Source organism: Sphingomonas phyllosphaerae, assembly GCF_036946485.1.
Taxonomy (GTDB): domain Bacteria; phylum Pseudomonadota; class Alphaproteobacteria; order Sphingomonadales; family Sphingomonadaceae; genus Sphingomonas; species Sphingomonas phyllosphaerae_E.
Genome location: NZ_JAQIJA010000007.1, coordinates 23,461 through 46,470, shown reverse-complemented (window position 1 = coordinate 46,470; position 23,010 = coordinate 23,461). Strand labels below are relative to the sequence as shown.

General features: G+C 68.8%; 17 protein-coding genes. 9 read left to right on the top strand and 8 right to left on the bottom strand.

Annotated elements, in window-relative coordinates:
• Positions 1 to 4 precede the first annotated feature (4 nt).
• Together PGN16_RS19575 and PGN16_RS19570 are read left to right on the top strand one after the other, a co-directional pair.
• Complete coding sequence (locus PGN16_RS19575; RefSeq protein WP_335311033.1) at positions 5 to 286, top strand: hypothetical protein; 282 nt, start codon at positions 5 to 7, stop codon at positions 284 to 286.
• A 122-nt stretch (positions 287 to 408) separates the two neighbouring features.
• Positions 409 to 855, top strand: a complete 447-nt coding sequence (locus tag PGN16_RS19570; RefSeq protein ID WP_335311031.1) for a hypothetical protein — start codon at positions 409 to 411, stop codon at positions 853 to 855.
• Positions 856 to 896: 41 nt separating this feature from the next.
• Here PGN16_RS19570 and PGN16_RS19565 read toward each other — a convergent pair whose 3' ends face one another.
• Genes PGN16_RS19565 through PGN16_RS19555 form a run of 3 tightly spaced genes read right to left on the bottom strand, consistent with a single transcriptional unit; the run spans position 897 to position 6,051 of the window.
• Positions 897 to 2,423: a tryptophan halogenase family protein gene (locus PGN16_RS19565; RefSeq protein WP_335311030.1), complete on the bottom strand. Its 1,527-nt coding sequence runs from the start codon at positions 2,421 to 2,423 to the stop codon at positions 897 to 899.
• On the bottom strand, positions 2,420 to 3,136 hold the full coding sequence (locus tag PGN16_RS19560; protein WP_335311029.1) for a DUF6445 family protein: 717 nt from the start codon (positions 3,134 to 3,136) through the stop codon (positions 2,420 to 2,422). Before PGN16_RS19560 ends, PGN16_RS19565 begins: the two co-directional genes overlap by 4 nt.
• 59 nt (positions 3,137 to 3,195) lie before the next feature.
• Positions 3,196 to 6,051 (bottom strand): TonB-dependent receptor, encoded by a 2,856-nt coding sequence (locus tag PGN16_RS19555; RefSeq protein ID WP_335311028.1) that lies wholly within the window; start codon positions 6,049 to 6,051, stop codon positions 3,196 to 3,198.
• Between the two features lie 410 nt (positions 6,052 to 6,461).
• Between PGN16_RS19555 and PGN16_RS19550 the strand changes: the two genes are divergently transcribed.
• The 7 genes from PGN16_RS19550 (at position 6,462) to repC (ending at position 16,138) form a co-directional block, all read left to right on the top strand.
• Positions 6,462 to 7,523: an NAD(P)-dependent alcohol dehydrogenase gene (locus PGN16_RS19550; protein ID WP_335311027.1), complete on the top strand. Its 1,062-nt coding sequence runs from the start codon at positions 6,462 to 6,464 to the stop codon at positions 7,521 to 7,523.
• Between the two features lie 437 nt (positions 7,524 to 7,960).
• A complete protein-coding gene (locus PGN16_RS19545) occupies positions 7,961 to 10,057 on the top strand; it encodes a carbon starvation CstA family protein (RefSeq protein ID WP_335311026.1) in 2,097 nt (698 codons plus the stop codon).
• Positions 10,041 to 10,229, top strand: a complete 189-nt coding sequence (locus tag PGN16_RS19540) for a YbdD/YjiX family protein (protein WP_335311025.1) — start codon at positions 10,041 to 10,043, stop codon at positions 10,227 to 10,229. Before PGN16_RS19545 ends, PGN16_RS19540 begins: the two co-directional genes overlap by 17 nt.
• Before the next feature lie 79 nt (positions 10,230 to 10,308).
• Positions 10,309 to 10,899 carry a hypothetical protein gene (locus PGN16_RS19535; protein ID WP_335311024.1) on the top strand — a complete coding sequence of 197 codons (591 nt, stop codon included), beginning with the start codon at positions 10,309 to 10,311 and terminating at the stop codon, positions 10,897 to 10,899.
• Positions 10,900 to 12,775: 1,876 nt separating this feature from the next.
• The gene (locus PGN16_RS19530) at positions 12,776 to 13,126 is read left to right on the top strand and encodes a DUF3147 family protein (RefSeq protein ID WP_335311023.1); all 351 of its coding nucleotides are present in this window, start codon (positions 12,776 to 12,778) and stop codon (positions 13,124 to 13,126) included.
• A gap of 253 nt (positions 13,127 to 13,379) precedes the next feature.
• Positions 13,380 to 14,294: a replication initiator protein A gene (locus tag PGN16_RS19525; RefSeq protein WP_335311022.1), complete on the top strand. Its 915-nt coding sequence runs from the start codon at positions 13,380 to 13,382 to the stop codon at positions 14,292 to 14,294.
• A 602-nt stretch (positions 14,295 to 14,896) separates the two neighbouring features.
• Positions 14,897 to 16,138, top strand: coding sequence for a plasmid replication protein RepC (repC, locus tag PGN16_RS19520; RefSeq protein ID WP_335311021.1), 1,242 nt, complete (start codon positions 14,897 to 14,899; stop codon positions 16,136 to 16,138).
• A 337-nt stretch (positions 16,139 to 16,475) separates the two neighbouring features.
• On the opposite strand, the gene PGN16_RS19515 is transcribed toward repC, so the two are convergent.
• The 5 genes from PGN16_RS19515 to PGN16_RS19495 all read right to left on the bottom strand — a co-directional run bounded on the left by PGN16_RS19515 (position 16,476) and on the right by PGN16_RS19495 (position 22,987).
• On the bottom strand, positions 16,476 to 18,350 hold the full coding sequence (locus PGN16_RS19515) for a S8 family serine peptidase (RefSeq protein ID WP_335311108.1): 1,875 nt from the start codon (positions 18,348 to 18,350) through the stop codon (positions 16,476 to 16,478).
• 124 nt (positions 18,351 to 18,474) lie between these two features.
• Positions 18,475 to 19,269 carry a PEPxxWA-CTERM sorting domain-containing protein gene (locus tag PGN16_RS19510; protein ID WP_335311020.1) on the bottom strand — a complete coding sequence of 265 codons (795 nt, stop codon included), beginning with the start codon at positions 19,267 to 19,269 and terminating at the stop codon, positions 18,475 to 18,477.
• A gap of 171 nt (positions 19,270 to 19,440) precedes the next feature.
• The gene (locus PGN16_RS19505) at positions 19,441 to 20,169 is read right to left on the bottom strand and encodes a LamG-like jellyroll fold domain-containing protein (protein ID WP_335311019.1); all 729 of its coding nucleotides are present in this window, start codon (positions 20,167 to 20,169) and stop codon (positions 19,441 to 19,443) included.
• 48 nt (positions 20,170 to 20,217) lie between these two features.
• Positions 20,218 to 21,531, bottom strand: a complete 1,314-nt coding sequence (locus tag PGN16_RS19500; protein WP_335311018.1) for a metallophosphoesterase — start codon at positions 21,529 to 21,531, stop codon at positions 20,218 to 20,220.
• A gap of 175 nt (positions 21,532 to 21,706) precedes the next feature.
• Positions 21,707 to 22,987, bottom strand: coding sequence for an O-antigen ligase family protein (locus PGN16_RS19495; RefSeq protein ID WP_335311017.1), 1,281 nt, complete (start codon positions 22,985 to 22,987; stop codon positions 21,707 to 21,709).
• Positions 22,988 to 23,010: the final 23 nt, after the last annotated feature.

The following is a 23,010-nucleotide window of genomic DNA, read 5'->3' as shown; positions in this document are numbered from 1 at the left end:
TAAGTTGGCGAAACGCCGCCTTTATCTGACCGCGCGGCTGCCCGACGGCTATGTGAAGACGATCGGGCCGACCGCGCAGCCGTTCACCCATTACTGGCGCGTCGTCGCCACGCTCGCCAACGGCCGCACCGAGGTGTTCTGGGGCCACACCGCCTCGCTTGCCGAGGCGAAGCGCAAGCGCGCCCCGCTCGCCGAGGCCGCCCGGCAGCGCGGTTGGCGCGATCATGCGTTCGAGATCGTCGAACTGGAGCGCAGCGACACGCCGCCGCTGGTGGACCGCGGCTGATCCAGCGTCGCGGGGGACTGCTCCGGCACCCGAAGACTTGATCTTGGTCATCGAAATAGTCCCGGCGCCGTTTGCAAGTCGCTAAGCAAGCCCGGCTAGCGTGTCGCCACGGGGAGAGGGCGATGAAACAGTCCAAGACGGAGCGTTTGTCCAGCAGCACGGCGGTGATCCTCGGCATCATCGCCGACAAGCAGGCGTTGCTGCGATCGCCCGCGGCACCGACCAATGTTTCGGTGCTTGCCGGCCACCGCTGGCGACTGGCCAAGGCGTTCTACAATTATCGCTGGTTCATCAAATCGAAACTGGGTGCCAGCGTCGGCACCGGACAGGATGACGCGCGGATCGTGGCGGTGATCGTCGCGGTCGACGAGGTGAACGCCGCGCTGCGCGCCTATGTGCTGCACTGGAGCAACGGCGACAATGCGGCGCGCTGGCCGGACTATCAGGCCGCGGCGGGCGCGACGCTCGACGAGATCGCCGCCGCGGTCCGCCGCCTCTCCGCCGACACCGCGGCGATCCTGCACGATACCGCGGCAGCGGCGGCGCAGCGCGGCGCCACCGCCGGCTGATCGCCCCGCGGCGGCTGGCGCGATCACCCGAGCCGTTGCTGCTACGGTCGGGCGGGCGCCGGTGCGGCCGCCGCGCAATGCCGCGCGATGAAGTCGGCATGGGCCGGCATATGCCCGACCGCGGCGTGCGTGACGGCGGCGATCCGTTGCAGCCGGGTGCGCAGCTCGTCGACCGGCATCGCCGCCGCCAGCGGATCATAGCCGTTCGCGACCAGCCCCTGCCCGTCCATCACCGCCAGCCAGCTCGTCTTGGTGAACAATTCGTCCGCCTCGCGGTAGACGCGCCCGGTCCGCGCATGGATCGCCAGTCGTTCGGCGAGCGTCTCCGGGATCGGCATCGTGGCCAGCGCGCGCCAATAGGCGGTGTCGCGTCGCTCGGTCGCGTGGAAATGCAGGATCAGGAAGTCGCGGATGCTCTCGAATTCCGCCGCCATCAACCGATTGTAGCGGCGCGTGTCGGCCGGCTCGAAGGCACGGGTCGGCAGCATTTCGAGCAGCCGCGCGATCCCGGCCTGGATCAGGTGGATGCTGGTCGATTCCAGCGGCTCCATGAACCCGCTCGCCAGCCCGAGCGCGACGCAATTGCCGATCCAGAAACGGTCGACCCGCCCGGTGCGGAAGCGCAGCTGGCGCGGTTCGGCGAGCGGCTCGCCGTCGAGGTTGGCGAGCAGCGTCGCGGTCGCCTCGTCGTCGGAGAGATGCCGGCTGGCATAGACATGGCCGTTGCCGACGCGGTGCTGCAACGGGATGCGCCACTGCCAGCCGGCGGCGCGCGCGGTGGAGCGCGTATAGGGCGCGGGCGGGCCGCTGTTGGCGGTCGGAACCGCGACGGCGCGGTCGTTGGGGAGCCACTGGCCCCAATCCTCGAAGGTCGCGCCCAGCGTTTCGGCGATCAGCAGCCCGCGGAACCCCGAGCAATCGACGAAGAAATCCGCGTCGATCCGCGTGCCGTCCTTCAACACGACCGCGGCGATCCGGTCGGGGCGGTCGCCGCGGAGCACTTCGACGACCCGTCCTTGGCGGCGGACGACTCCCGCCGCTTCCGCATGGCGGCGGAGGAAGCGCGCGTAGAGCGCGGCGTCGAAGTGAAAGGCATAGCCGATATGCGCGAGCGGCGTGTTGCCCGGCTGCGGTGGCATGAACCGGCCGGCGCGCGCCGCGGCCGCGCAGATCGAATAGGCCTCCAGCGGCTGCGCCGCCCCCGCCTGGCGCAGCCGCTGCCACATCGCCTCGAACGGCACCGCGCCCTTGTCGATGCCGTAGACGCCGAACGGATGGAAATAGCGATGCCCGGGGCGCAGCCAGTCGACGAATTCGATGCCGAGCTTGAACGTCCCCTGCGTCGCGCGGACGAATTCGGCCTCGTCGATGCCGAGCAGCGCGTTGAACGTCTGGATCGGCGGGATCGTCGCCTCGCCGACGCCGATCGTGCCGATCTCCTCGGATTCGACCAACGTGATCGCGGGGCCGTGCGGTCCCAGCACGCGCGCCAGCGCGGCGGCCGCCATCCAGCCGGCGGTGCCGCCGCCCACGATCGCGATGCTGCGCAGCGGTGTGTTGTCGGTCATGCGTCCACCCGGCATTGCAGGAACAGATTGCCGGTCAGCCGGCCGTGGCGCGGGTCGGCCGGCTGCGCGGGCAGCGTCGTGATCCACCCCGAATGGAGCAGCGCGGCGCGGTAGAGGAGCAGCCGGTCGGGCACGGCAGCGACGACCTCGATCGCCTCGAACCCGTCATCGGCACCGATGCAATAGCGGGGCGGCGGCGCCGGATCGTGCGCGCGCGCCGCCTGATAGGCGGGCAGCCGCGCGGCATCGAGCGTCTCGAACCCGGTCGCGCGATGGCGGAAGAAGGCGGTGCCATCGCCATTGCCCGGCGACAGGAAATGGACGGTCGCGAATTGCAGCCGGTCGGCGGTATCGACATGCGGCACGCGCTGCTCGGCGGTGAGGTCGGCCGGTGCGGTGGTGACCAGCGAGAAATTGCCGCGCGCGCGCGCCGGGCGGACCGGACAGCCGGTGAAATGCGTCGCGATCAGTGGCAGGATCGCGCGCACCATCGCGTCGACATAGGCGACCGGCGCGGTGCCCAGCAGGCCGGGATAGCCACTGCCGACGCTGGCGGCCGGCGCGAAGGTGGCCTGACCGGCGGCGAAGGTGCGCAGCGCCTCGACCTGCCCGGTCGCCCCGTCGACGACGAGCACCGGCTCGCGCTCGTGGCCGACGTGCCACACGGTGAGGGTCGCGCCGGGAGCGAACGCCAGATCCTGCCCAACCGTCACCGGCGCCCTCCCCCGAACAATGCCGGCCTCTTCCTAGCAGCAGAGGCCGGCCGGGGTCATCAATAGGTCGCGCGCAGCGACAGGCCGAAGCGGCGATCGTTGAGCTGATATTGCAGCGGCTGACCGATCGTCCCGATATAGGTGACGTTCATGCGGTTGGTCAGGTTCACCGCATCCGCCGAGATCGCGACATGGGTGTTGAGGTTGACGCTCACCGAGGCGTCGAGCGACGCATAGGGCTTGGCATATTGCGGCTGGTTGGTGCCCGCCCCGAACGTCTGGTCGAGATAGCTCGACCGCCAGTTATAGGCGAGCCGCGCGGTCAGCGGCCCCTTCTCGTACAACCCGATCAAATTGTAATTGTGCTTCGACAGTTTCTCGAGCGGCAGCTGCGCCGACATGCCCGACCCGGCGACCGCGAACGGATTGGTGACGTTCGAGTCGACATAGGTGTAATTGGCCTGCACGCCGAACCCGCTGAACAGCCCGGGCAGGAAGTCGAGGAACTGCTGATAGCCGATCTCGGCGCCCTTGACGGTGCCCTTGCCCGAATTGAGCACGGTGCTGACGTCATAGGCGCGGCCCTGGAAGGTCTGGACCAGCGTACCGCTGGCCAGGAACCCGTCGACCTTCTTGTAGAACAGCCCGCCGGTCACCGATCCGGTCGGCGCGAAATACCATTCGGCGGTCAGGTCGAAGTTGTTGGACTCGATCGGGTTGAGCCGCGGGTTGCCGGAGCTGGCGCTCGGGCGGCCGGTGATCGGATTGACCTGGTTGGCATTGTTGAGCGTCAGATTGGTCGACAATTGATCGAAATTCGGTCGCGCCAGCCCCTTCGAATAGGCGAAGCGCATCTGGAATTCCTCGGTCAGCCGCGAGCGCAGGTTCACGCTCGGCAGCGCGCGGGTGTAGCTCTTGTCGACCGCCAGCGGCGAGGTGGTGCCGTCCGAATTGAACTGCGTCCCGAACGAGGTGAGATCGGTCTTGACCAGCCGCACGCCCGCATTGCCGTCGAAGCGGATGCTGCCCGCCTCGAACGCATAATCGGTCGAGCCCCAGACGGTGTAGGTCTTTTCGGTCTGCGCGTTGAGATCGCCGGGGGTGAAGGCGTCCTTGGTCTTGGCGCCGAACAGCGCGTACAGCGCCTTGGTCTGCTTCCACACGTCGCCGGTCACGCCCCCGCCGCCAGGCAGCGCCGGATAGAGCAGACCGCCGGTCACGCTCTTGCCATCGAAGAAGTGCGGTGACGGTGCCGACATCGCCAGCTGCGGATTGCGGCTCAGCGGGATCAGCGCCGTGCCGTCCTTCGCCGAGCAGGACGGATCGGGGCCGGTGGCGTAGAGGCAGACGCCGTTCCAGGTGCCGCGCAGGTCGATCGAATTGTCCGAATAGCGTGCCCCGCCGCGCAGCTTCTGCAGGAAGCCGCCCTCGAGATCATATTCGATGTCATAGGCGAGCGCGAGCGTATCGGCGGTGTTGCGTTGCAGCGCGTCGGCGATGAACGGCGTCGCATAATTGGCGGGGTTGGTCAGCAGCGCCTTGTCGCGCACGTCCCAGCGCGGGCGGCTGCCGCGCAGGTCGAAGTCGATGATCGACGGATGCGGCGATCCGGTCGCGGTGTTCTGGCCGGTGGCGGTGAACAGCGTCAGGACGTGGCCGTTGCGATCGGCGTTGTAATAGCTCTTCAGATACTGGACGTCGAAATGGACCTTGGCGCGTTCGGTCGCCTGCCAGTCGGCGCCGAGCGTGAAGTTCTGGCTCTGGCTCCACAATTGCTGGTCGAAGCGCCCGGTCTCGAAATTCTGCTGTTGCAGCGACCCCGAGGTCGCATAGCCGTCCTTGTTGAACGTGAAGGTGGAACCGGGCAGCGGGTTGGACTCCGCGCCGCCGTTGACGGTGTAATAATAGGCGCCGCGGCGGTTGAACCAGTATTTGGCGAGCTGATACTGGCCGGTGACCAGCAGATTGTCCGCCGCCTGCCACTGGACCGCGGCGGCGATGCCGAGCCGGCGACGATCGCCGAGATCGTCATAGACCTGCATCCCCATCGGCGCCCGGGCATTGGCGGGCGCGCCGGCGATCGATCCGGCCGGGATCGGGTTCTGCGGGTTGGCGAGGATGCCGTCCTGGCGATAGGCGCTGGTCGAATAGACCGCATTGGCGAGGATGCCGATCTCGCCGATCCCGGTGTCGAAGCGGTTGCTGTACAGCCCCGACGCCGAATAGCCGAACTTGTCGACGCGGTCGTAGTAATTGCCGCGGACGGTGCCGCTGATCGTCTGGCCGGGCTGGTCGAACGGCAGCCGCGTGCGCAGGTTGACCGCCGCGCCGACGCCGCCCTCGATGATATTGGCGGGGGCGTTCTTGTAGACGTCGATCCCGGCGAGCAATTCGGGCGGGATGCCTTCCAGATCGAAGGCGCGGCCGCCCGATGCCGAATAGACCGCGCGGCCATCGAGGAAGTTCTGCACCTGGGTGAGGCCGCGGACGGTGATCGCCGGCGACGTGCGGTGATCGAAGTCGGTCGCGCCCTCGCCATAGCGTCGCTGGATCTGCACACCGGTGATGCGTTGCAGCGCTTCGGTGGTGTTGGCGTCGGGCAGCTTGCCGATGTCGGTCGCCTGTACCGAGTCGAGGATCTGGCTGGCGTTGCGCTTCAGCGCCTGCGCCGAGCGCAGCGATTCACGAACGCCGGTGACGACGATGTCCTGCTCGTTCTGGTCCTGTTGCGCGACCTGCGACGCGTTCAGCGCGCCGGTGGGTCGATCGGGATTGCTGCCCTGTTCGACGCGGATGCCGCCGCCCTGCTCCGTCGAGGCTGCGTTTGTCTGTGCCCCGGCAACGCCACTCGAACCGCCGATGGCGATCGCCGCCATCGATGCACCGATCAGCCAACGCGCTTCCAGCTTCCGCATATATCCCCTCCCCAGCAGGCTACCGCATTGTTGCGGCTAACCTATGCTGCTTCGCACGATTTCAATTGCCAGACAAATGTATTTTATCAGATTTTATCCTTGACTAAAATTTTGTGGTAAGTTGCTGAATAGTCGTCGATTCATTGCAGATCCTCGATCGTATCGCTGGTGACCAAAGGATTGTGCTTGTCAGACCTTTTGGTTGATTCTCAAATATTTGCCTGGTGAATGACCCGGCGACGCGGCGCGCGAAGGTAAAGGGGGTGCACATCGCGCTCGTCGCGATTTCGGCGGTCGCGCGCCGGCGCCACGCCCGCCACGGCACTCCCCTGCCCCTCGCTCGTTGAGCAGCGGCGGTCGCGTCGTTACGGCGCTGAAACCGTGTTACTTACATCTCCACGAGGGTTTGCATGACCACCACCGCCCACGGCTATGCCGCGCCGTCCGCCGACGCGCCGCTCGCCCCCTTCACCTTCGCGCGCCGCGACTGCCAACCCGACGATGTCGCGATCGACATCCTGTTCTGCGGCGTCTGCCATTCCGACCTCCATACCGCGCGCGGCGAATGGGGCGGCACGCTCTATCCGTGCGTCCCCGGACATGAGATCGTCGGGCGCGTCAGCGCGGTCGGCGGCGACGTCACCAACTTCGCGGTCGGCGACGTGGTCGGGGTCGGCTGCATGGTCGACAGCTGCGGGCAGTGCGCGTCGTGCCGCGAGGGCGAGGAGCAATATTGCGAGACCACCGGCTTCGTCGGCACCTATAACGGCCCGGACCCGGTGCTCGGCGGGCATACCTTCGGCGGCTATTCGGACCGGATCGTCGTCAAGGAAGGCTTCGTGCTGCGGATCGGCCATGACGCGCAGGACCTCGCCGCGGTCGCGCCGCTGCTGTGCGCGGGCATCACCACCTATTCGCCGCTCAAGCACTGGAAGGTCGGGCCGGGCCACAAGGTCGGGATCGTCGGGCTCGGTGGGCTCGGGCATATGGGCGTCAAGATCGCCGCGGCGATGGGCGCGGAAGTGTACGTCTTCTCGACCTCGCCCGGCAAGCGCGACGATGCGAAGCGGCTCGGCGCGACCGACCTGATCGTCTCGAAGGACGAGGAGGCGATGGCCGCGCACACCGGCACGTTCGACTTCATCCTCAACACCGTCGCGGCCAGCCACAGCCTCGACCCGTTGCTGATGCTGCTCAAGCGCGACGGCACGATGACATTGGTCGGCGTCCCCGAGGAGCCGCACCCCTCGCCCTCGGTCGGCGCGTTGGTCTTCAAGCGCCGCGCGATCGCCGGCTCGCTGATCGGCGGGATCGCCGAGACGCAGGAGATGCTCGACTTCTGCCGCGACCACGGGCTGACCGCCGATATCGAGCTGCTGGCGATGAAGGACATCGAGCAGGGCTATGACCGGATGCAGAAGAGCGACGTGAAGTACCGCTTCGTCATCGACATGGCGACGCTCGACAAATGACGTACCCGGTCGACGTGTCGCAAAGTCGACACGTCGACCCGCGGATAGTGGCCATTCACCGGCCACCCGCCGTTCACGTCATCCCGGACTGGATCCGGGATCCCGCTTTTACCGCAGCCGCCGAAGAAGCGGGGCCCCGGATCGGGTCCGGGGCGACGAACGAGCGAGGTGTTCGCCCGCTGGCGCAGGCCGACCCATCAAGCGCTGGCAAAATATGTGTTCACGCAAAGGTGCAGAGCTGTCGTGCCCGCCGGTCCGCTGTCGATCCGCTCACGATCCCGCATGACAGGATGACGCGTGCCCCACGCGCGACACCTCCGCGTCCTCCGCGCCTCCGCGTGAACCAAACCTTCTCCTGACGCCCGGCATGAAACCGCACTGGCGCTGCCGGTGGCGGAATGCGATGCTCGCCCGAGAACACAGGCGAGAGGATCGACATGACAGCGGCGACGGTGCCGGCGCAGCAACGGCTCACCCCGCAGACCGCGCGCGACTGGCTGATCTGGGGCGCGATCACCCTGCTCGGCGCCGGCGCGCTCGGCGTGGTGGCGCTCCACCGCGGCGAGCCGGTCAACGCGCTGTGGATCGTCACCGCCGCGCTGTGCACCTATCTCGTCGCCTATCGCTTCTACGCGCTGTTCATCGCCGCGCGCGTCGTGCGCGTCGATCCGGCGCGCGCGACCCCGGCGGTGCGGCGCGCCGACGGGCTCGACTTCGTGCCGACCGACCGCAACGTGCTGTTCGGGCATCACTTCGCCGCGATCGCCGGCGCCGGGCCGCTGGTCGGGCCGGTGCTGGCGGCGCAGATGGGCTATCTGCCCGGCACGCTCTGGCTGCTGGTCGGGGTGGTGTTCGCGGGCGCGGTGCAGGACCTGCTGATCCTGTTCTGCTCGACGCGGCGCGACGCGCGCTCGCTCGGCGACATGATCCGCACCGAAATGGGGCGCGTCCCCGGCACGATCGCGCTGGTCGGGGTGCTCGCGATCATGGTCATCCTGCTCGCGGTGCTGGCCTTGGTCGTCGTCAAGGCGCTCGCCGACAGCCCGTGGGGCACCTTCACCGTCGCCGCGACGATCCCGATCGCGCTGTTGATGGGGCTGTACGGCCGCTTCCTGCGCCCGGGGCGGATCGCGGAGATGTCGGGGATCGGCTTCGTGCTGCTGATGGCGGCGATCATGGGCGGGCAGCAGGTCGCCGCCTCCCCTGCCCTCGCGCCCTTGTTCACGCTGACCGGGCCGACGCTCGCGCTCGCGCTGATGGCGTACGGCTTCATCGCCTCGGTGGTGCCGGTGTGGCTGCTGCTCGCACCGCGCGACTATCTGTCGACCTTCCTCAAGATCGGGGTGATCGCCGGCTTGGCGCTCGGCATCCTGATCGTCCGGCCGGAGTTGCAGATGCCGGCGGTGACGCATTTCGTCGACGGCACCGGCCCGGCGTTCGCCGGCGCGCTGTTCCCGTTCCTGTTCATCACGATCGCGTGCGGCGCGGTGTCGGGGTTCCACGCGCTGATCGCCAGCGGCACCACGCCCAAGATGATCGCGACCGAGGGCGACCTGCGCTTCATCGGCTATGGCGCGATGCTGACCGAGAGCTTCGTCGCGGTGATGGCGCTGATCGCGGCGTGCGTGCTCGACCCGGCGGTCTATTTCGCGATGAACGCGCCGTCCGCGCTGATCGGCACCGACGTGACCAGCGCCGCGCAGGCGATCGCGCATTGGGGCTTCCACATCCAGCCCGAGGCGCTCACCCAGATCGCGCGCGATGTCGGCGAGGGCACGATCCTCAGCCGCGCGGGCGGCGCGCCGACGCTGGCGGTCGGGATGGCGCATATCCTCAGCCGCGTGATCGGCGGGCCGGCGCTGATGGCCTTCTGGTATCATTTCGCGATCCTGTTCGAGGCGCTGTTCATCCTCACCACCGTCGACGCCGGCACGCGCGTCGCGCGCTTCATGATCCAGGACCTGCTCGGCAGTGTGATCCCGGCGATGCGCGCCACCGAGAAGCTCGCGCCGAACCTGATCGCGACCGCGCTGGCGGTCGGGGCGTGGGGCTGGTTCCTGTATCAGGGCGTCACCGATCCGCTCGGCGGGATCAACACGCTGTGGCCGCTGTTCGGCATCTCCAACCAGATGCTCGCCGCGATCGCGCTGACGCTGGCGACGGTGATCCTGTTCCGGATGAAGCGGCAGCGTTATGCATGGGTGACGATCGCGCCGACGCTGTGGCTGCTGGTCTGCACGCTGACCGCCGGGTGGCAGAAGCTGTTCCACCCCGATCCGCGCATCGGCTTCCTGTCGCATGCCGACAAATTCGCGCAGGCGCTGGCGGAGGGCCGGCTGCTCGCCCCCGCCAGGACCCCCGCCGACATGGCGCGGATCGTCTTCAACGACCGTGTCGACGCCGCAGTGTGCGCGTTCTTCGTCGTGCTGGTGCTGGCGATCGTCGTGTACGGTGTCGCGGTGGCGCGCCGCGCGCTCGCCAGCGCGCAACCGACCGCGCAGGAAGCGGAGGGCGCGCATGTCGTTCTGGTCTAGGGCGGTGCAGACCGCGCGGCTGATGGTCGGCGTCCCCGATTACGACGCCTATCGCGCGCACCGCGCCGCGCACCACCCGGGCGAGCCGGTGCTGAGCCGCGCCGACTTCCACCGCGACCGGATCGCGCGCCGCTACGGCACCGGCACGGGCGCGCCGCCGCGGTGCTGCTGACCCGCGGCGGTGATGGTGGCTTGCGGCAGGATCAGGCGCTTCTAGCCTTGCCGCGGGACTGTTGACGGGGAGAGCGGGGATGCGGCCAAACGTCGTTACGGGGGTGATCGGCGGCGCGGCGTTGCTGGCGGCGGGCTGGCTGCTCGGGCGGATCGGCACCGACGCCCCGCCCGCGCCGGCCGCGGGCGTCAAGGTGGTTGCGGCGCGTCCGGGCGCAGCCCCGACCCCGCGGGCGGCGGCGCCGGCGATAACCGCCCCTGCCCTGCCGACACCCGCGCCGGCCCAAGGCAGTGCGCCCGCGCACGTCCCCGAGGACGAGGCGGTGCGCGGCGCGTTGCTCGACCCGGCGTTCGAGCCGAACGCGCTGTATCGTCGGCTGCGCGCCGAGCCGGTCGATCCGGCGGCCGCCGCGCGGATGCAGCGCGCGATCGACGACGGGCTCGCCAAGGTACCGTATCTCGATCGCGGGCAATTGCGGGTGCGGTGCGCGACGACGCTGTGCGAGGTCCATGGACGGTTCGCGAGCGGCACCAGCACCGACAACCTCAACGTCGCGATGCAGCAATTGCAGGGCGACGCGTTGCGCACCCCGCTCGGGACCGTGGGGCTGGAGATCATCACCGCCGCCTTCGGGCCGGATGGCTTCACGCTTTACACCAGACGGAAGTGACGTTGGGTGTCGGGATGTCGACATGACGACACGTTGTGCCGTCGTGGTTTCGACGCGTGCCGGGCAGGAGAAATTTGGTCCACGCGGAGGCGCGGAGGCGCAGAGAGGTGTGCGCCCGCGGCAGCGCGCATCGATTCTCACGATGGCGTGCGGGGCCGGCACGGGACCGGCGAGCGCAACACCTCCGCGCCTCTGCGCCTCTGCGCCTCTGCGCGAACAATATTTGCTCAATTTTTCACGGGCACCGACCGGTCAATCAGCCTCCGGCAGGTGGTCCAGCCGCCCGACGGGTTCGCTGCCCTTCCGTGAGCTAATGGACGATGTCGACAACCCGACACCTCGACAATATTCCGCCCATCCGCCAACCGTCATTGCGAGCGTAGCGAAGCAATCCAGGGCGCCCTGGTCCGGCGCTGGATTGCTTCGCTATGCGCGCAATGACGTACCGCCGGGACGATGTGGCGTGTGACCCGCGTCGACACCTCGACATGCCGACATGGTGGCGGAACGCCACCCTACCCTCCGGCGCGCGTCGGTATTCGTCAGCAGCGCCGGACGACCACCGTCATACGGCAGAAGAATGGTTCGCGCAGAGGCGCAGCGGCGCAGAGATGTGTCCACTCGCGGCAGCGCGGGTCCGCCCTCGCGCCGACTTGAGGGGAGCAGTGCGCGAGCCGCGCGGGCAACACCTCCGCGCCTCCGCGCCTCTGCGCGAACCATCTTCTTCGGGCGTCCACAGGCGCCGACCGGTCGGACGTCCTCGGCGGGCCGTCCTCGCAGACCCCTCCCCTCCCGCTGTCCAGCGCTCATTGTCGACACCCCGACACCCCGACATTGCTCCGCCCTTCAGCTATCGTCATTGCGCGCGTAGCGACGTGCCGCCGGGACGATGTGGCTGATGGCTCTGTCTACACCTCGACACGCAGACACAACGGCGGAACGCCCTTCCCTGCCCCTCGCCGCGCGTCGGTATCCCTCGCCAGCGCCGGACGACCGCCGACATCCGGGCAGAAGAATGGTTCGCGCAGAGGCGCAGAGGCGCAGAGATGTATCCGCTCGCGGCAGCATGGGTCCGTCCTTGCATCGGCATGAGGGGAGCAGTGCGGGCGCCGCGTGGGCACCACCTCCGCGCCTCCGCGCCTCCGCGCCTCCGCGCGAACGATCTTCTTCAGGCTTTAACAGGCGCCGATTGGTCGATCGGCCTCCGGCGGGTCGTCCTTGCAGACCCCTGCCCTCCCGCTGCCCGGCAGTATGTGTCGACACCCCGGCTCGTCGACGTGGCGAGACCTTATAAATCTTCACCGGGCACCCACTTCGAACCGTCATCCCGGACGTGATCCGGGATCGCGCTTCTCCCCCCGCTGCCAAAGAAGCCGGACCCCGGATCACGTCCGGGATGAAGAAGTTGGCAGGCTGTCGCCCGCCGGTCGCGCTCATCGTCCGCAAAGACCTCTGGACGTCGATCGTTCCAGCCCCTTCCCTCCGATCGTCACGGGGTAGACGGGTCGACGATCGTGCATGTCGACATCGCGACATAGGTCTCTTGGTCGCCTTCGGCGGCATCGAGGATGGTCGATGTCGATCGCTCGACATGTCGACCTATGCGCCCCCTCCCCAGGCCGCGAAGCATGCGGAGGCGCTTGCCGCCGTCGTCGACTGCATCGCTGTACGTCGTCATCAATGGCCATGTCGACATGTCGGAATGTCGTCATAGCCAATCGAACGACCGTACGCCGCTGCGTATCGCCCCTTCCCGTTGCCCGGCGACTTCAGCTTGGCGGCTTCGCCCCGGAACATCACTCGCCGACGTGTCGACAGCCAGACACGCCGACATGTCCCCTTCCCTCACCGGCCCGCGCCGCCCTACAAGGCGGTGATGGTCCCGTTCCTGCTCAAGGCCGGCGTGTCCGGGCTGCTGATCGCCGCCGCCTCGACGCTGGCGAAGCGCTATCCCGGTGTCGGCGCGCTGGTCGCGTCGCTGCCGTTGGTGTCGGTGCTCGGGATGATGTGGCTGTGGCACGAACGGCCCGACCCCGCGAACATGGCCGCGCACGCCGGGGCGACCTTCTGGTACGTGCTGCCGTCATTGCCGATGTTCCTGCTGATCCCGGCGCTGCTCCGCCATGGCAGCGGCTTCTGGCCGGCGCTGGCAGCGGGGTGTGCGCTGACGGTCGCGCTCTATGCCGCGATGACATGGCTAGGCCCGCGCTTTGGCCTGCCGTTCTGATCGACATGTCGGGTTGTCGACGTGTAGCTTTGTCGACACATCCACCTGTCGACACACTCTCCTGCGGCTCATGCCGTTTTTGCGGCACCTTCGCCAACATCGGGCGTGTGGGCCGCCAGGATCGGCGTTTGACACGTCCGCCCGCCGCCCGGTAAATCCGCGCCATGCGCACGCCTTGGCCCGCGACGACCGGCACGGCCGGGCAGGGGTTTTCCGCCCGAAAGCACGAACACCTCTGGCGGGGGCCGCGCGCATGACCAAGGTCATCCCGCCGCAGGGCGACCTGTTCCGGCTCGACAGCCCGCTACTCGGCGACATCCAGGGCGAGCGCACCGTCGCGGAATTCCCGTTCTTCGCGCTCACCAAGCGCGCGCAGATGGAGCCGATGACCTTCGAGAGTGCGGCGGCGCGGATCGAGATCAACCCCAGCAAGACCGGGGTCGCGACGATCTACGACAAGGAAATCCTGCTCTATATCGCCAGCATCATGGTCGGGCGGCTCGAGGCGGGGGAGACGGTCGACCGCACGCTCAGCTTCACCGCCAACGACCTGTTCCGGATGACCGGCACCAACGCCTCGGCGCGCTCGTACAGCGCGCTCAAGGCGTCGCTGTCGCGGCTGCAGGGCACGCAGATCATCACCAATATCGAGACGGGCGGGGAGGGGTCGGACAGCGCTTTCTCGTGGCTGCTCAAGGCCGACATCAAATATATCAAGCTTCCCAACGGCGAGCGCCGCGTGAAGCATATCGAGGTGATGCTGTGCGACTGGCTGCACCGCGCGATCCTCACCGATCGCCGGATCGCCGCCTATCACGACGATTTCTTCAAGCTCGGTCCGATCGAGCGGCGCCTGTACGAGCTGGCGAAGTTCATTTGCGTCGACGGCGCGCGGTTCGAGATCGACGCGGTCGAGCTGGCGGGGAGGGTGGGGTGCTCGCTCGAGCCGCGCTCGCTGGAGAATTTCCGCCGCACGCTCCGCGAGGTGGTGCGCAACCAGTCGATCCCCGAATATCTGCTCGCACTGACCGACCACAAGGAGCCCGGCCCGAACGGCGGGCGGCCGCGGCTGACGACGATGGTCACGATCACGCATGACGAGAAGCTGCAATTCGTCGGCCCGCCCGCGCCGGCGCGCGATGCCCCGGACGCCGCGGACGCCGACTGACGCCGCGCGGCGGGGCAGGGGAGGGGTTTCCCGCCCGAAAGCACGAACGGCCCCGACGGTTTTCCGCGCCAAAGCACGAGCGCGCATCCGGCGGCGTTTTCACTGCCTCCGTCACCCGATTTGAGGGCTTCGGCCGCCCGATCCGGCCCCGTGCAAAGTGATTCGCGGCGATCGGCGGCAGGAATGAAGCGTTGCAGGGGTGTTTTCCGCCCGAAAGCACGAACGATTGCAGGGGCAGGGGCGACGATCCTGTCCGCGGCACCGGTGGTTTCCCGCCCGAAAGCACGAGCATTCGTCGGGTTTCCCGCCCGAAAGCACGAATATTCGCGCTTTCCTACATCAGGACCGCCCGCCACAAAGACGGGGAGGAGGCGGATGCGCGATCGCACCGCCGATGGGGAAAATGGCTGTGAGCACATAAACGAATGCCCGGCACGAAGGCCGGGCACCCGAGATTGCTATATGGCAGCGTCGCCAAACGCTGACCGGTCCTAACGAACGACCTTCCATCTAGCGGTTTACGAACTCCGGTTCAAGGGAGCGCGCTTCGCGCCACGCTCTGGTTTTGCCTGCTGACGGCCCCTTTTTGTGGGGGACGAACGATGACCTGTACCCAGACGGCCTTTACCGGGGCCACGGGGGCGCGGCCGATCACCGCGTGGTCGCGCCGGCTGGTGCGCGATCTGGAAGCGCGCGCGCCTGCCGCGGGCGCGGTCGAGCGCAACCGGCTCTATCCGGTGCTCGACGGCGCGAAAGTGGCGCTGGGGCTGGGGACGCCCGCGCTCGAGACGCTCAAGCATCTGATCGGCTTCACCCGCCCCGACGACTGGCAGGAGGGGCGCACCCCGCTCGCCTGGCCGAGCAACTACACGCTCGCCGAGCGCGCCGGGGTTACCGAAAGCGCGATCAAGGCGCGGCTGCGGCAGCTGCGCGCGCTCGGGCTGGTCGCCGCGCACGACAGCGCGCACGGGCGCCGCACCGGGCGCCGCGACGCCGCGGGGACGATCACCTCGGCGTACGGGCTCGATTTGTCGCCGCTGCGGATCCGCTTCGCCGAACTCGCCGCGCTCGCCGAGGCGCAGACCGCGCAGTCGCGGCTGTTCAAGGAAGGGCGGCTCGCGCTCGCCCGGACGCGGCGGCTGGTCGGGCAGGTGCTCGCGCAGGCCGCCGATCTGCGGCTGACCGGCGCGCACTGGCTGGCGTTGCAGGACGCGATCGATGCGATCGCCGCGCAGGCCGCGGCCGCCCGGCACGCGCGCGACAGCGATGCCTATCAGGCGGCGCTCGATCGGTTGCCACTGCTCGAACGACAGCTCGGCGCGACGGTCGACGCTCATATGTTTGCTGCAGAAGATGACGGCTCGGGGTCAAAATCCGCACCCGCCATACAGATACAAACCAGCCCCCTTTCTGCAAATTCTGTATCAGGCGATCGGACGCGTAGTCCTGTGCCGATCGCGCCCGACCGATCCGCGCCGTCACTCCCGGCGTCACCGTCGGGGAGTGTGTTCAAGGCGCGGCCGGCGGACATGCTCGCGCTGTTCCCGAGCGCGGCGATGTACGTCGCGTCACCGCGGCCCGGCTGGCCGGATCTCCACGCCGCCGCGGCCCGGCTCCGCCACGATCTCGGCATCCGCACCGGCACCTGGGTCGATGCGGTCGAGCAATTGGGGCGCGACGGCGCGGCGATCGCGATGTTCATCACCGCCGAACGCCAGGCCCGCGGCGACATCCGCGTCACCACCGGCGCCTATTTCGCCGGGATGCTGGCCAAGGCGCGCGTCGACCAGCTCGATCTGGGCAAGAGCCTGTGGGGGTTCCGCGGCGCGCTTGGGGTGCAGTGACGCAGCGCGAGACGGGGCGACCGTCCGTCGCGGCTAGCGCAGGGTCACGCTGACGAACCCCGCGGTGTCGTGCGCACCCGCGACATGGCCCGCGTCGACCGCATGCGCGATGCCGAGCCGGATCGCGCCGCGCTCGCCCACGGCAGCGGACCAGCCGAGTTCGATATCCCATTCGCGCGTCTGCGGGGTCAGATCGAGCCGCTGGACGGTCTCGCGGAGCGCGCCGCCGGTCAGGTCGTAGGACAAAGGCACCAGCGCCAGCCCCGACGCATGGTCGAGCCGCAACGGTGACGAGACGCCAAGCGTCGCGATCCCGCCGCGCACCGCGCGGCGGCCCTCAAGAGCAAAGGCACTTCCCGACAGGGGGCGATCGAGGCGGAGCAGCGCCGATCCGCCGCGCGGCTCGGTGCGGCTCGCGGTGACGCGCGCGCGCCAGTCGATCCCGGCGACCGCGCCCGCCGCGGTCAGCGTCACCAGCATCGTCCGCGCGCCCGCCGTGCCGAGCGTCGCGCCCAGCACCTGCCCGCGCTCGTCGAGCAGCGCGACCTCGCTGCCGAGGCCGAACGGCGTGGCCAGCGTCAGGCGGCGCAGTGCGGCACGCCCGTCGCGCGACTGCCCGCGCGCCAGCGCCGCCGACCAGCCCGCGCCCTGCCATGCGGTCGTGATCCCGGTGATTCCCGTGTTGCGCAACGTCCCGCCGCGCAGCCCGTCGCCGTCGTCGAGCGCGACCTGCGCGGCGATCGTGACGCGCTGCCCGCCGGCCGGCGCGAAGGCCAGCGCCGCCGGGCGCAGCGGCAGCACGCCTGCCCATGCGCCGGTCGCGGGCGGATCGGGCAGCCAGGCCGCCGCCTGCCCACCGACGCGCAACCCGCCGGCAGTGCTGCGCACGCCCCGCGCCGCGCAGCGCGAAGTCGCGGCCATAACGATCGATGACGGTCAGCGCGCCGATCTGCCCGGCGAGCTGCGGCGCGCCGCCGAACGGTCCCGACAGCGTCAGGGTGGAGAAGCGTCCCAGCACCGCCTGCGCCGTGGCGAACGCGCTCGCCGGTGCCTGTGCCTGCAGCGCGCGCGCGACATCGAGCACCCCCGCGCCATAGACCGGATCGATCCCGGTCGCGCCGCGATCGTCGGCGGTGTCGAGCAGGATGCGCGCGATCGTCGCGCCGCCGAGCTGTGGCCAATATTGTTTGAGCAGCGCGGCCGCGCCGGCGACCGCGGGGGCGGCGAAGCTGTTGCCGCTGACCGTCACCGCCGCGCCGGTCGCGTCGATCGTGCGCACGCCATTGCCGGCGACCGCGAGCGTCCGGTCGGCGAGCGCGCCCGGATCGCCGTTGCCGTCGCGCGGGCGACCGTCGGCGTCGAGCGCGACCGCATAGAGGAACCAGTGTGCATTGCCGCGTTCGCTGCCGACCAAGGCCTGGGCGATGTCGTTGGTCGTGCCGTCGTCGTGATTGGGCACCGCCTGCACGACCAGCCGGTCGGCCGCACGCACCTTGTCCATCGCGGCGTGGAGATCGGCGGCAAGCGTGGTCGACGCGCCGCCGCCCAGCGCCAGCACGCTGACGAACGCGCCCTTGTCGACCGCATAGCGCAGCGCGGGGGCGATCAGCTGCGGGTTTGGCGCATGGCCCTCGGGCAGGGTCGTGCCGTTCGCGGCGAAGTCGGGCGCGACGATCTTGAGCGCGAGCAGGGTCGCTTCGGGGGCGACGCCGTGCATCCCGCTGCCGTCGCGCGCCGCCAGCGCGATCGCAGCGACCCCGCTGCCATGGCCGTCGCGATCGTCGATCGGATAGGGCGCGATCGTCTCGGGCGCGCAGGTCGCGCAGCGCGCGACCGTCTGCGCGAAGCCGGTGCTGTCGGGGGAGAGACGTCCGGTTAACTCGGCCGATGCGCGCGCCACGCCACTGTCGAGCACCGCGATCGTCACGCTTTTGCCGGTGAGGCCGCGCTCATAGGCAGCGCTGGCCTTCGCCAGCACCGCCGCGGCCGATGCGTCGTCCTCGGCGCGCTGCGCTGCCGAGACGCTAGTGGTCGGGGTCGGCGTCGGGGCGGGGGCAGGCGTCGGTGCGGGGGAGGAGGGGGCGATGGTCCCCGGCGCGGCAACGCCCGCCCCGCCGCCGCACGCCGCCAGCCCCAGTGCGGCGGCGAGCGTTGTGGCGGGGCGAAGCGCGAGGCGCGGCCTCTGCGCCGGTCGATGGTCAGAAATTGTCACAGCGTTCAACCGGAACATTCCTTGCTCCGTCGCCCCGGACTTGATCCGGGGCCCCGCTTCTTGCTGGCGGCGAGGTGAGAAGAAGCGGGAGCCCGACGGAACGAGCCGGGTGAAAGGAGATAGCTTACGCAGCCGCCGCGACCCTGCGCCGGCGGCGCAGCAGCACGCCGATCGTCGCGAAGCCGAGCAGCAGCATCACCCAGGTCTTCGGCTCGGGCACCGGCGCAGCGAAATTGACGATCCGCGCGACCTGTTCCGTGCTCAGCCCCTCGAGCCGCGGCGCGGCGAGCAGCGCTCGCCCGGTCGTGGTCGCCAGCGCGACATCGTCGGCGGTCGGGCCGTTCACGTCGCGCGCGAGGAACGCGAAGTTGAGCAGGCTGACGCTCTGCCCCGGCAGCACGTTCAGCAGATAGCTGGCATTGTAGCGGTCGGGCGTGATCGCGGCGGTGCCGAGCCCGTTGTTGCCCGAGACGAGCGCGATCACCGCATCCTCGGTGCACGCGCCCGCACCATCGTCCTGGCACGAGACGATCAGGCCGTCTTGATCATAGCTGACCAGTTCGTCGCCGTCCGAACCGAGATTGCCGAAGAAATTGACCGATACGTTCGCGACGCTGCCGCCATTGTTGGTGAACGTGTCGAAGAAGCGGAAGGTGTTGCCGCTCAGCAGCTCGACCTGCCGCGTCAGCGCCAGCCCGCCGGTGCCTTTGTTGTACCAGCCGAATGCGTCGAACGAATCCGCGCCGCCGCCCCATATCGAGCCGAGCGCCTTGTTCGACGGCTGCACGGTGCCGCCCGGTCCGTTGTAGCTGGCGGCATAGCCGCTGCCGGTGAAGATATCGGGCGAGGCGCTGAACTGCTGCGCGTCGGCGGTGCCGGCCACAAGCAGCGCGCCCGCGGCGATCAGATAGAGTTTCATGGGTTTGGGTCCGTTACGAAGGGAGAGGGAGAAGCCGGGTCGACAATCATCTGCTGCTCCTTCGTCGCTCCGGACGTGATCCGGGGCCCCGCTTCCTGTTGGCGAGCGTCGAAGAAGAAGCGGGATCCCGGATCACGTCCGGGATGACGGAGGGGGGGGACGGGTGCGGCGCTAGGACGCGCGGCGCGCGGTCAGCCATTGATCGGGGGTCAGCGGACGCGGGACGATGCGCACCTCGCAGATCCAGCCGAAAAAGCCGTCCTTGCGCAGCCCGTCCCACCACGACGCGCCGAGGATCCACGGCTTGTCGAGGCCCTGCGAGCGCATCCCGATCTCGCCGATCACGTTGCGCAGCACCGGTGCGCCGTCGACGTACATGGTCGTCTCGCGCGTCTTCGGGTCGCAGACGATCGCGACATGATACCAGGTGTTGCGCATGATCTCGCCCGACCAGTTGGTCTGCGGATAGCTGGCGTTGCTGGCGGGGACGACCTCCCATTGCACCTCGCGCAGCGACGAGATCGCGAACAGCACCGACGACGCCTGTTTGTCGCCGCCCTTGAACCCGGGCAGGTTGCCGCGATTGCCGACCCGGCCGAGGATATTGCCCCAGCGGTGGTTCTCGCGCGTCCAGTCGGGGTCGACCTTGATGAACGCCTCGACGGTATAGCCGTCCCAGAAGCTGCGGTTGTTGATCGCCGCGCCGACCTCGGTCGAGAAGCTGCTGTTGCGCACCGTGACCTTGTCGGTGTTGCGGAAGCGCACGCTGCCCGCGGCCGACGACAGATAATGTTTGTCGTCGGACCACACCACGTCCTCGACCTGCGCCGGCGCGACCAGCGGCACGCGCGCCATCGGAAACTGTCCGGTCGCGTCGGGCAGCACGTCACCGACCTGCACGATCGCGCCCGCGACGCCGGCCGGGCGCCAGTGCGCATAGGTGTCGGCCTATTTGGGATAATCGTCGACATCGCGCGGCGGGGCGGGCGGCATGACGACCGGATCGGTATAATTGGCGAGCAGCCGCGACTTGACCGCGGGCAGGATCGGCGCGCCGCTGGACGCCATCGCCGGCTTCCACTTGGTGAAGCCTGCAAAGCGCTTCTTGAAGTTGATCGCGATCGAGAATTGCTCGTTCGCCTCGGTCAGCACCGCGCGGTCGAACTGGTTGAGCGTGTTCGACGGCTTCTGCACCACCCAGGGCGAGAAGGACATCACGTCGATCTTGTTGTTGGTGAAGTCGAATTCGTACAGCCGCATCAGCGCGTTGCCGCCCTGGTACGCCATCTGGTAATCGACCACCATCTCCTCGACCGGGTTGCCGAAATCGTTGGTCTTGGTCAGGTGCGCCGCGCCGTGATGATGGCCGTTGAGCGTCATGAAGATCTGATCATTGTCGCGGATCAGCTTCTCCCACAGCATCTTGCCATATTCGGTCTCGAGCGGGCTGACCGCGTCGGCATCGATGTTGAGCAGCTGGTGGTTCGACAGGATCACCGGCAGCGTCGGGTTGCGGCGGATCACGTCGCGCGCCCAGGCGATCCCGGCGTCGGAGATCCGCCACGACAGCGACAGCACCATGAAGGTGACGCCGAACTGGGTGAAGGTGTGATATTCGTGGAAGCCGCTGCCGTCGCGCTCGCGGAACGTCGTCTGTTGCGCGGCGCGACTGGCCGGAAACCATTGCAGATACGGCTCGGCCTTCGGGTCGCGCTGCGCGTCGGTGCCCGACGCCTGATCCCAGGCGCCGCGATACTCGTAGTCGAGCAGCACGTCGTGATTGCCGGCGAGGATCGAATAGGGGATCTTCGCGTCTTCCAGCTTCTTCATCGCCGCATCGGCGACCTTCCACTGGTCGGGCTTGCCGACCTGGTCGACGACGTCGCCGAGGTGGATGACAAACGGGATGTTCGCGGCGGTGGCGTTATCGACGATCCACTGCGTCTGCGCGCTGAACGGCTCGCTGCCATATTTGCGCAGGAACTGGTTGTTCTCGGCCGCGGTGGCGTAGCGCGAATAGAATTGCGTGTCGGGCAGCACCGCGATCGCGAAGCTGGTCGTCGCCAGCGCCGCGAACTGCGCACCATTCGCGTCCGCGACCAGCACGCGCCCGGCATCGGCGCTCGCCCCGCCGGCCTGGTCGGCGCCGCAGCCGCTCAGCATCCCCGCGCCCAGCGGCAGCAGCGAAAGCCCGACCGCGTTGCGCAGCACGGCGCGGCGGTCGGCGACGCGGCCTGCGCCGCGCTCGTCGTCGTTCGTCATCGATGAGTCCCTCGAAAGACCGGCTTGCTACCGGCGCTGGCGCGCCATTGGCCTTCTTTGGTGACTCACAGGTTCCAGATTGGTTATATATTTATGAACGGCCGTTAATCGTAATTCAGCGTCTCACGCTGGCACAGCATATCGGTCGGACAGGATTGTGACGCCGCATCGCGATTCAGCCGGCCGTCGCCCGCTCCCGTGCCGCGAACAACACTGCAAAGCCGACCGCGATCATCATGATGAAGCGCGGATAGTGGAGCATGCCCTCCAGCAGGCTCATGAACAGCAGCGCGTAGAGCATCCCGGTCAGCGGCAGCAGCCGTGCATCGTCGATGCCGGTGCGATGCGTCGCGACGATTGCGCGGCCGAGCAGCCACAACCCGCCCGCCGCGCCGACCACGCCCCACGAGATCAGGAACTGCAGCACGACGTTGTGCGGCTGGGTGTGCGTCCAGCCGACATAGACCTCCCAGAAGACCGATCCCGATCCCCAGCCGAACAGCGGCGCGTCACGCCAGCGTTCGAACGTCGCATGCCACAAGGCGAGCCGCCCACCGGTCGCCATGTCGGCACTCTGCGCGTCACCGGCAGCGTAGAGAAAGAACACCGGATCATCGGGTAGCAACAGCAGCGCCAGCGCCAGCGCCAGAACGCTCAACGCGGCGACCCGCACCAGCCGCGCGCGGCTCGGCCAGCGGCGCAGGCTGACGAGCGCGACCACGGCGACCACCGCCATCGCCAGCAGCGCGGCGCGCGTCCCCGACCAGCAGGTCAGCCCGGCGGCCAGCAAATAGGCGAGCGCCGCGAGGCGTTGATCTTCTTCCTCGCCGTACAGCAGCGCGAGCAGCAGCCCGGCGGCGATCGCGCCGCTCCACGACCCGAAATGCCGCACGCTGATGAAGCCGGGTAGCGCGGATGGCCATTCGATCACCCCGCCCGGGACGCTCGCCGCGGGCGGGGGCAGCTGGAACCGCCACACCGTCAGCACCGTCAGCGCGCCGAGCCCGAGCGTCAGCCAGCGGAACAGCGTGCGGATGTCGGCCACCGGCGCGGCGCGCGCGAGGAAGTGGATCGCGGCGCAGAAGCGCAGATGGACCAACGTAATCAGCGACAGCAGGATCGAGTCGAACGGATGCTGCGAGCGGAACACGCTGCTGACGGTCAGCCCGATCGCGAGCAGCCCGAACGCCAGCTTCACGTCGCGCGGCAAGTCGCGCCACAGCGCGGCATCGCGATAGCCGCCGCGCACCGCGATCTGGATCGCGACCAGCTCGGCGACGACGAACGGCAATTCCAGCAGCCGCGTCCATTCCGCCCAGCCCGGATCGACGCGGTGGATGTAGGTCGGATAGAGCAGCGCCGCGACCACCGGCATCGCCACGCCCAGCCCGATTCCGAGCCAGTCGTAGAGCGTCCAGCGGGTCACCGTCGCGTTGATCGTCGCCGCCTGGGTCATGCGCCTGCCATATCGTCGCCGCC

Bases quoted from the DNA above. Each gene is read 5' to 3' on its own strand.
- PGN16_RS19535 (WP_335311024.1), top strand. From the start codon at position 10,309: ATGCGGCCAAACGTCGTTACGGGGGTGATCGGCGGCGCGGCGTTGCTG.
- PGN16_RS19570 (WP_335311031.1), top strand. From the start codon at position 409: ATGAAACAGTCCAAGACGGAGCGTTTGTCCAGCAGCACGGCGGTGATC.
- PGN16_RS19555 (WP_335311028.1), bottom strand. From the start codon at position 6,051: ATGCGGAAGCTGGAAGCGCGTTGGCTGATCGGTGCATCGATGGCGGCG.
- PGN16_RS19545 (WP_335311026.1), top strand. From the start codon at position 7,961: ATGACAGCGGCGACGGTGCCGGCGCAGCAACGGCTCACCCCGCAGACC.
- PGN16_RS19500 (WP_335311018.1), bottom strand. From the start codon at position 21,531: ATGACGAACGACGACGAGCGCGGCGCAGGCCGCGTCGCCGACCGCCGC.
- PGN16_RS19530 (WP_335311023.1), top strand. From the start codon at position 12,776: ATGGTCCCGTTCCTGCTCAAGGCCGGCGTGTCCGGGCTGCTGATCGCC.
- PGN16_RS19495 (WP_335311017.1), bottom strand. From the start codon at position 22,987: ATGACCCAGGCGGCGACGATCAACGCGACGGTGACCCGCTGGACGCTC.
- repC (WP_335311021.1), top strand. From the start codon at position 14,897: ATGACCTGTACCCAGACGGCCTTTACCGGGGCCACGGGGGCGCGGCCG.
- PGN16_RS19550 (WP_335311027.1), top strand. From the start codon at position 6,462: ATGACCACCACCGCCCACGGCTATGCCGCGCCGTCCGCCGACGCGCCG.
- PGN16_RS19510 (WP_335311020.1), bottom strand. From the start codon at position 19,269: ATGAAACTCTATCTGATCGCCGCGGGCGCGCTGCTTGTGGCCGGCACC.
- PGN16_RS19565 (WP_335311030.1), bottom strand. From the start codon at position 2,423: ATGACCGACAACACACCGCTGCGCAGCATCGCGATCGTGGGCGGCGGC.
- PGN16_RS19525 (WP_335311022.1), top strand. From the start codon at position 13,380: ATGACCAAGGTCATCCCGCCGCAGGGCGACCTGTTCCGGCTCGACAGC.
- PGN16_RS19540 (WP_335311025.1), top strand. From the start codon at position 10,041: ATGTCGTTCTGGTCTAGGGCGGTGCAGACCGCGCGGCTGATGGTCGGC.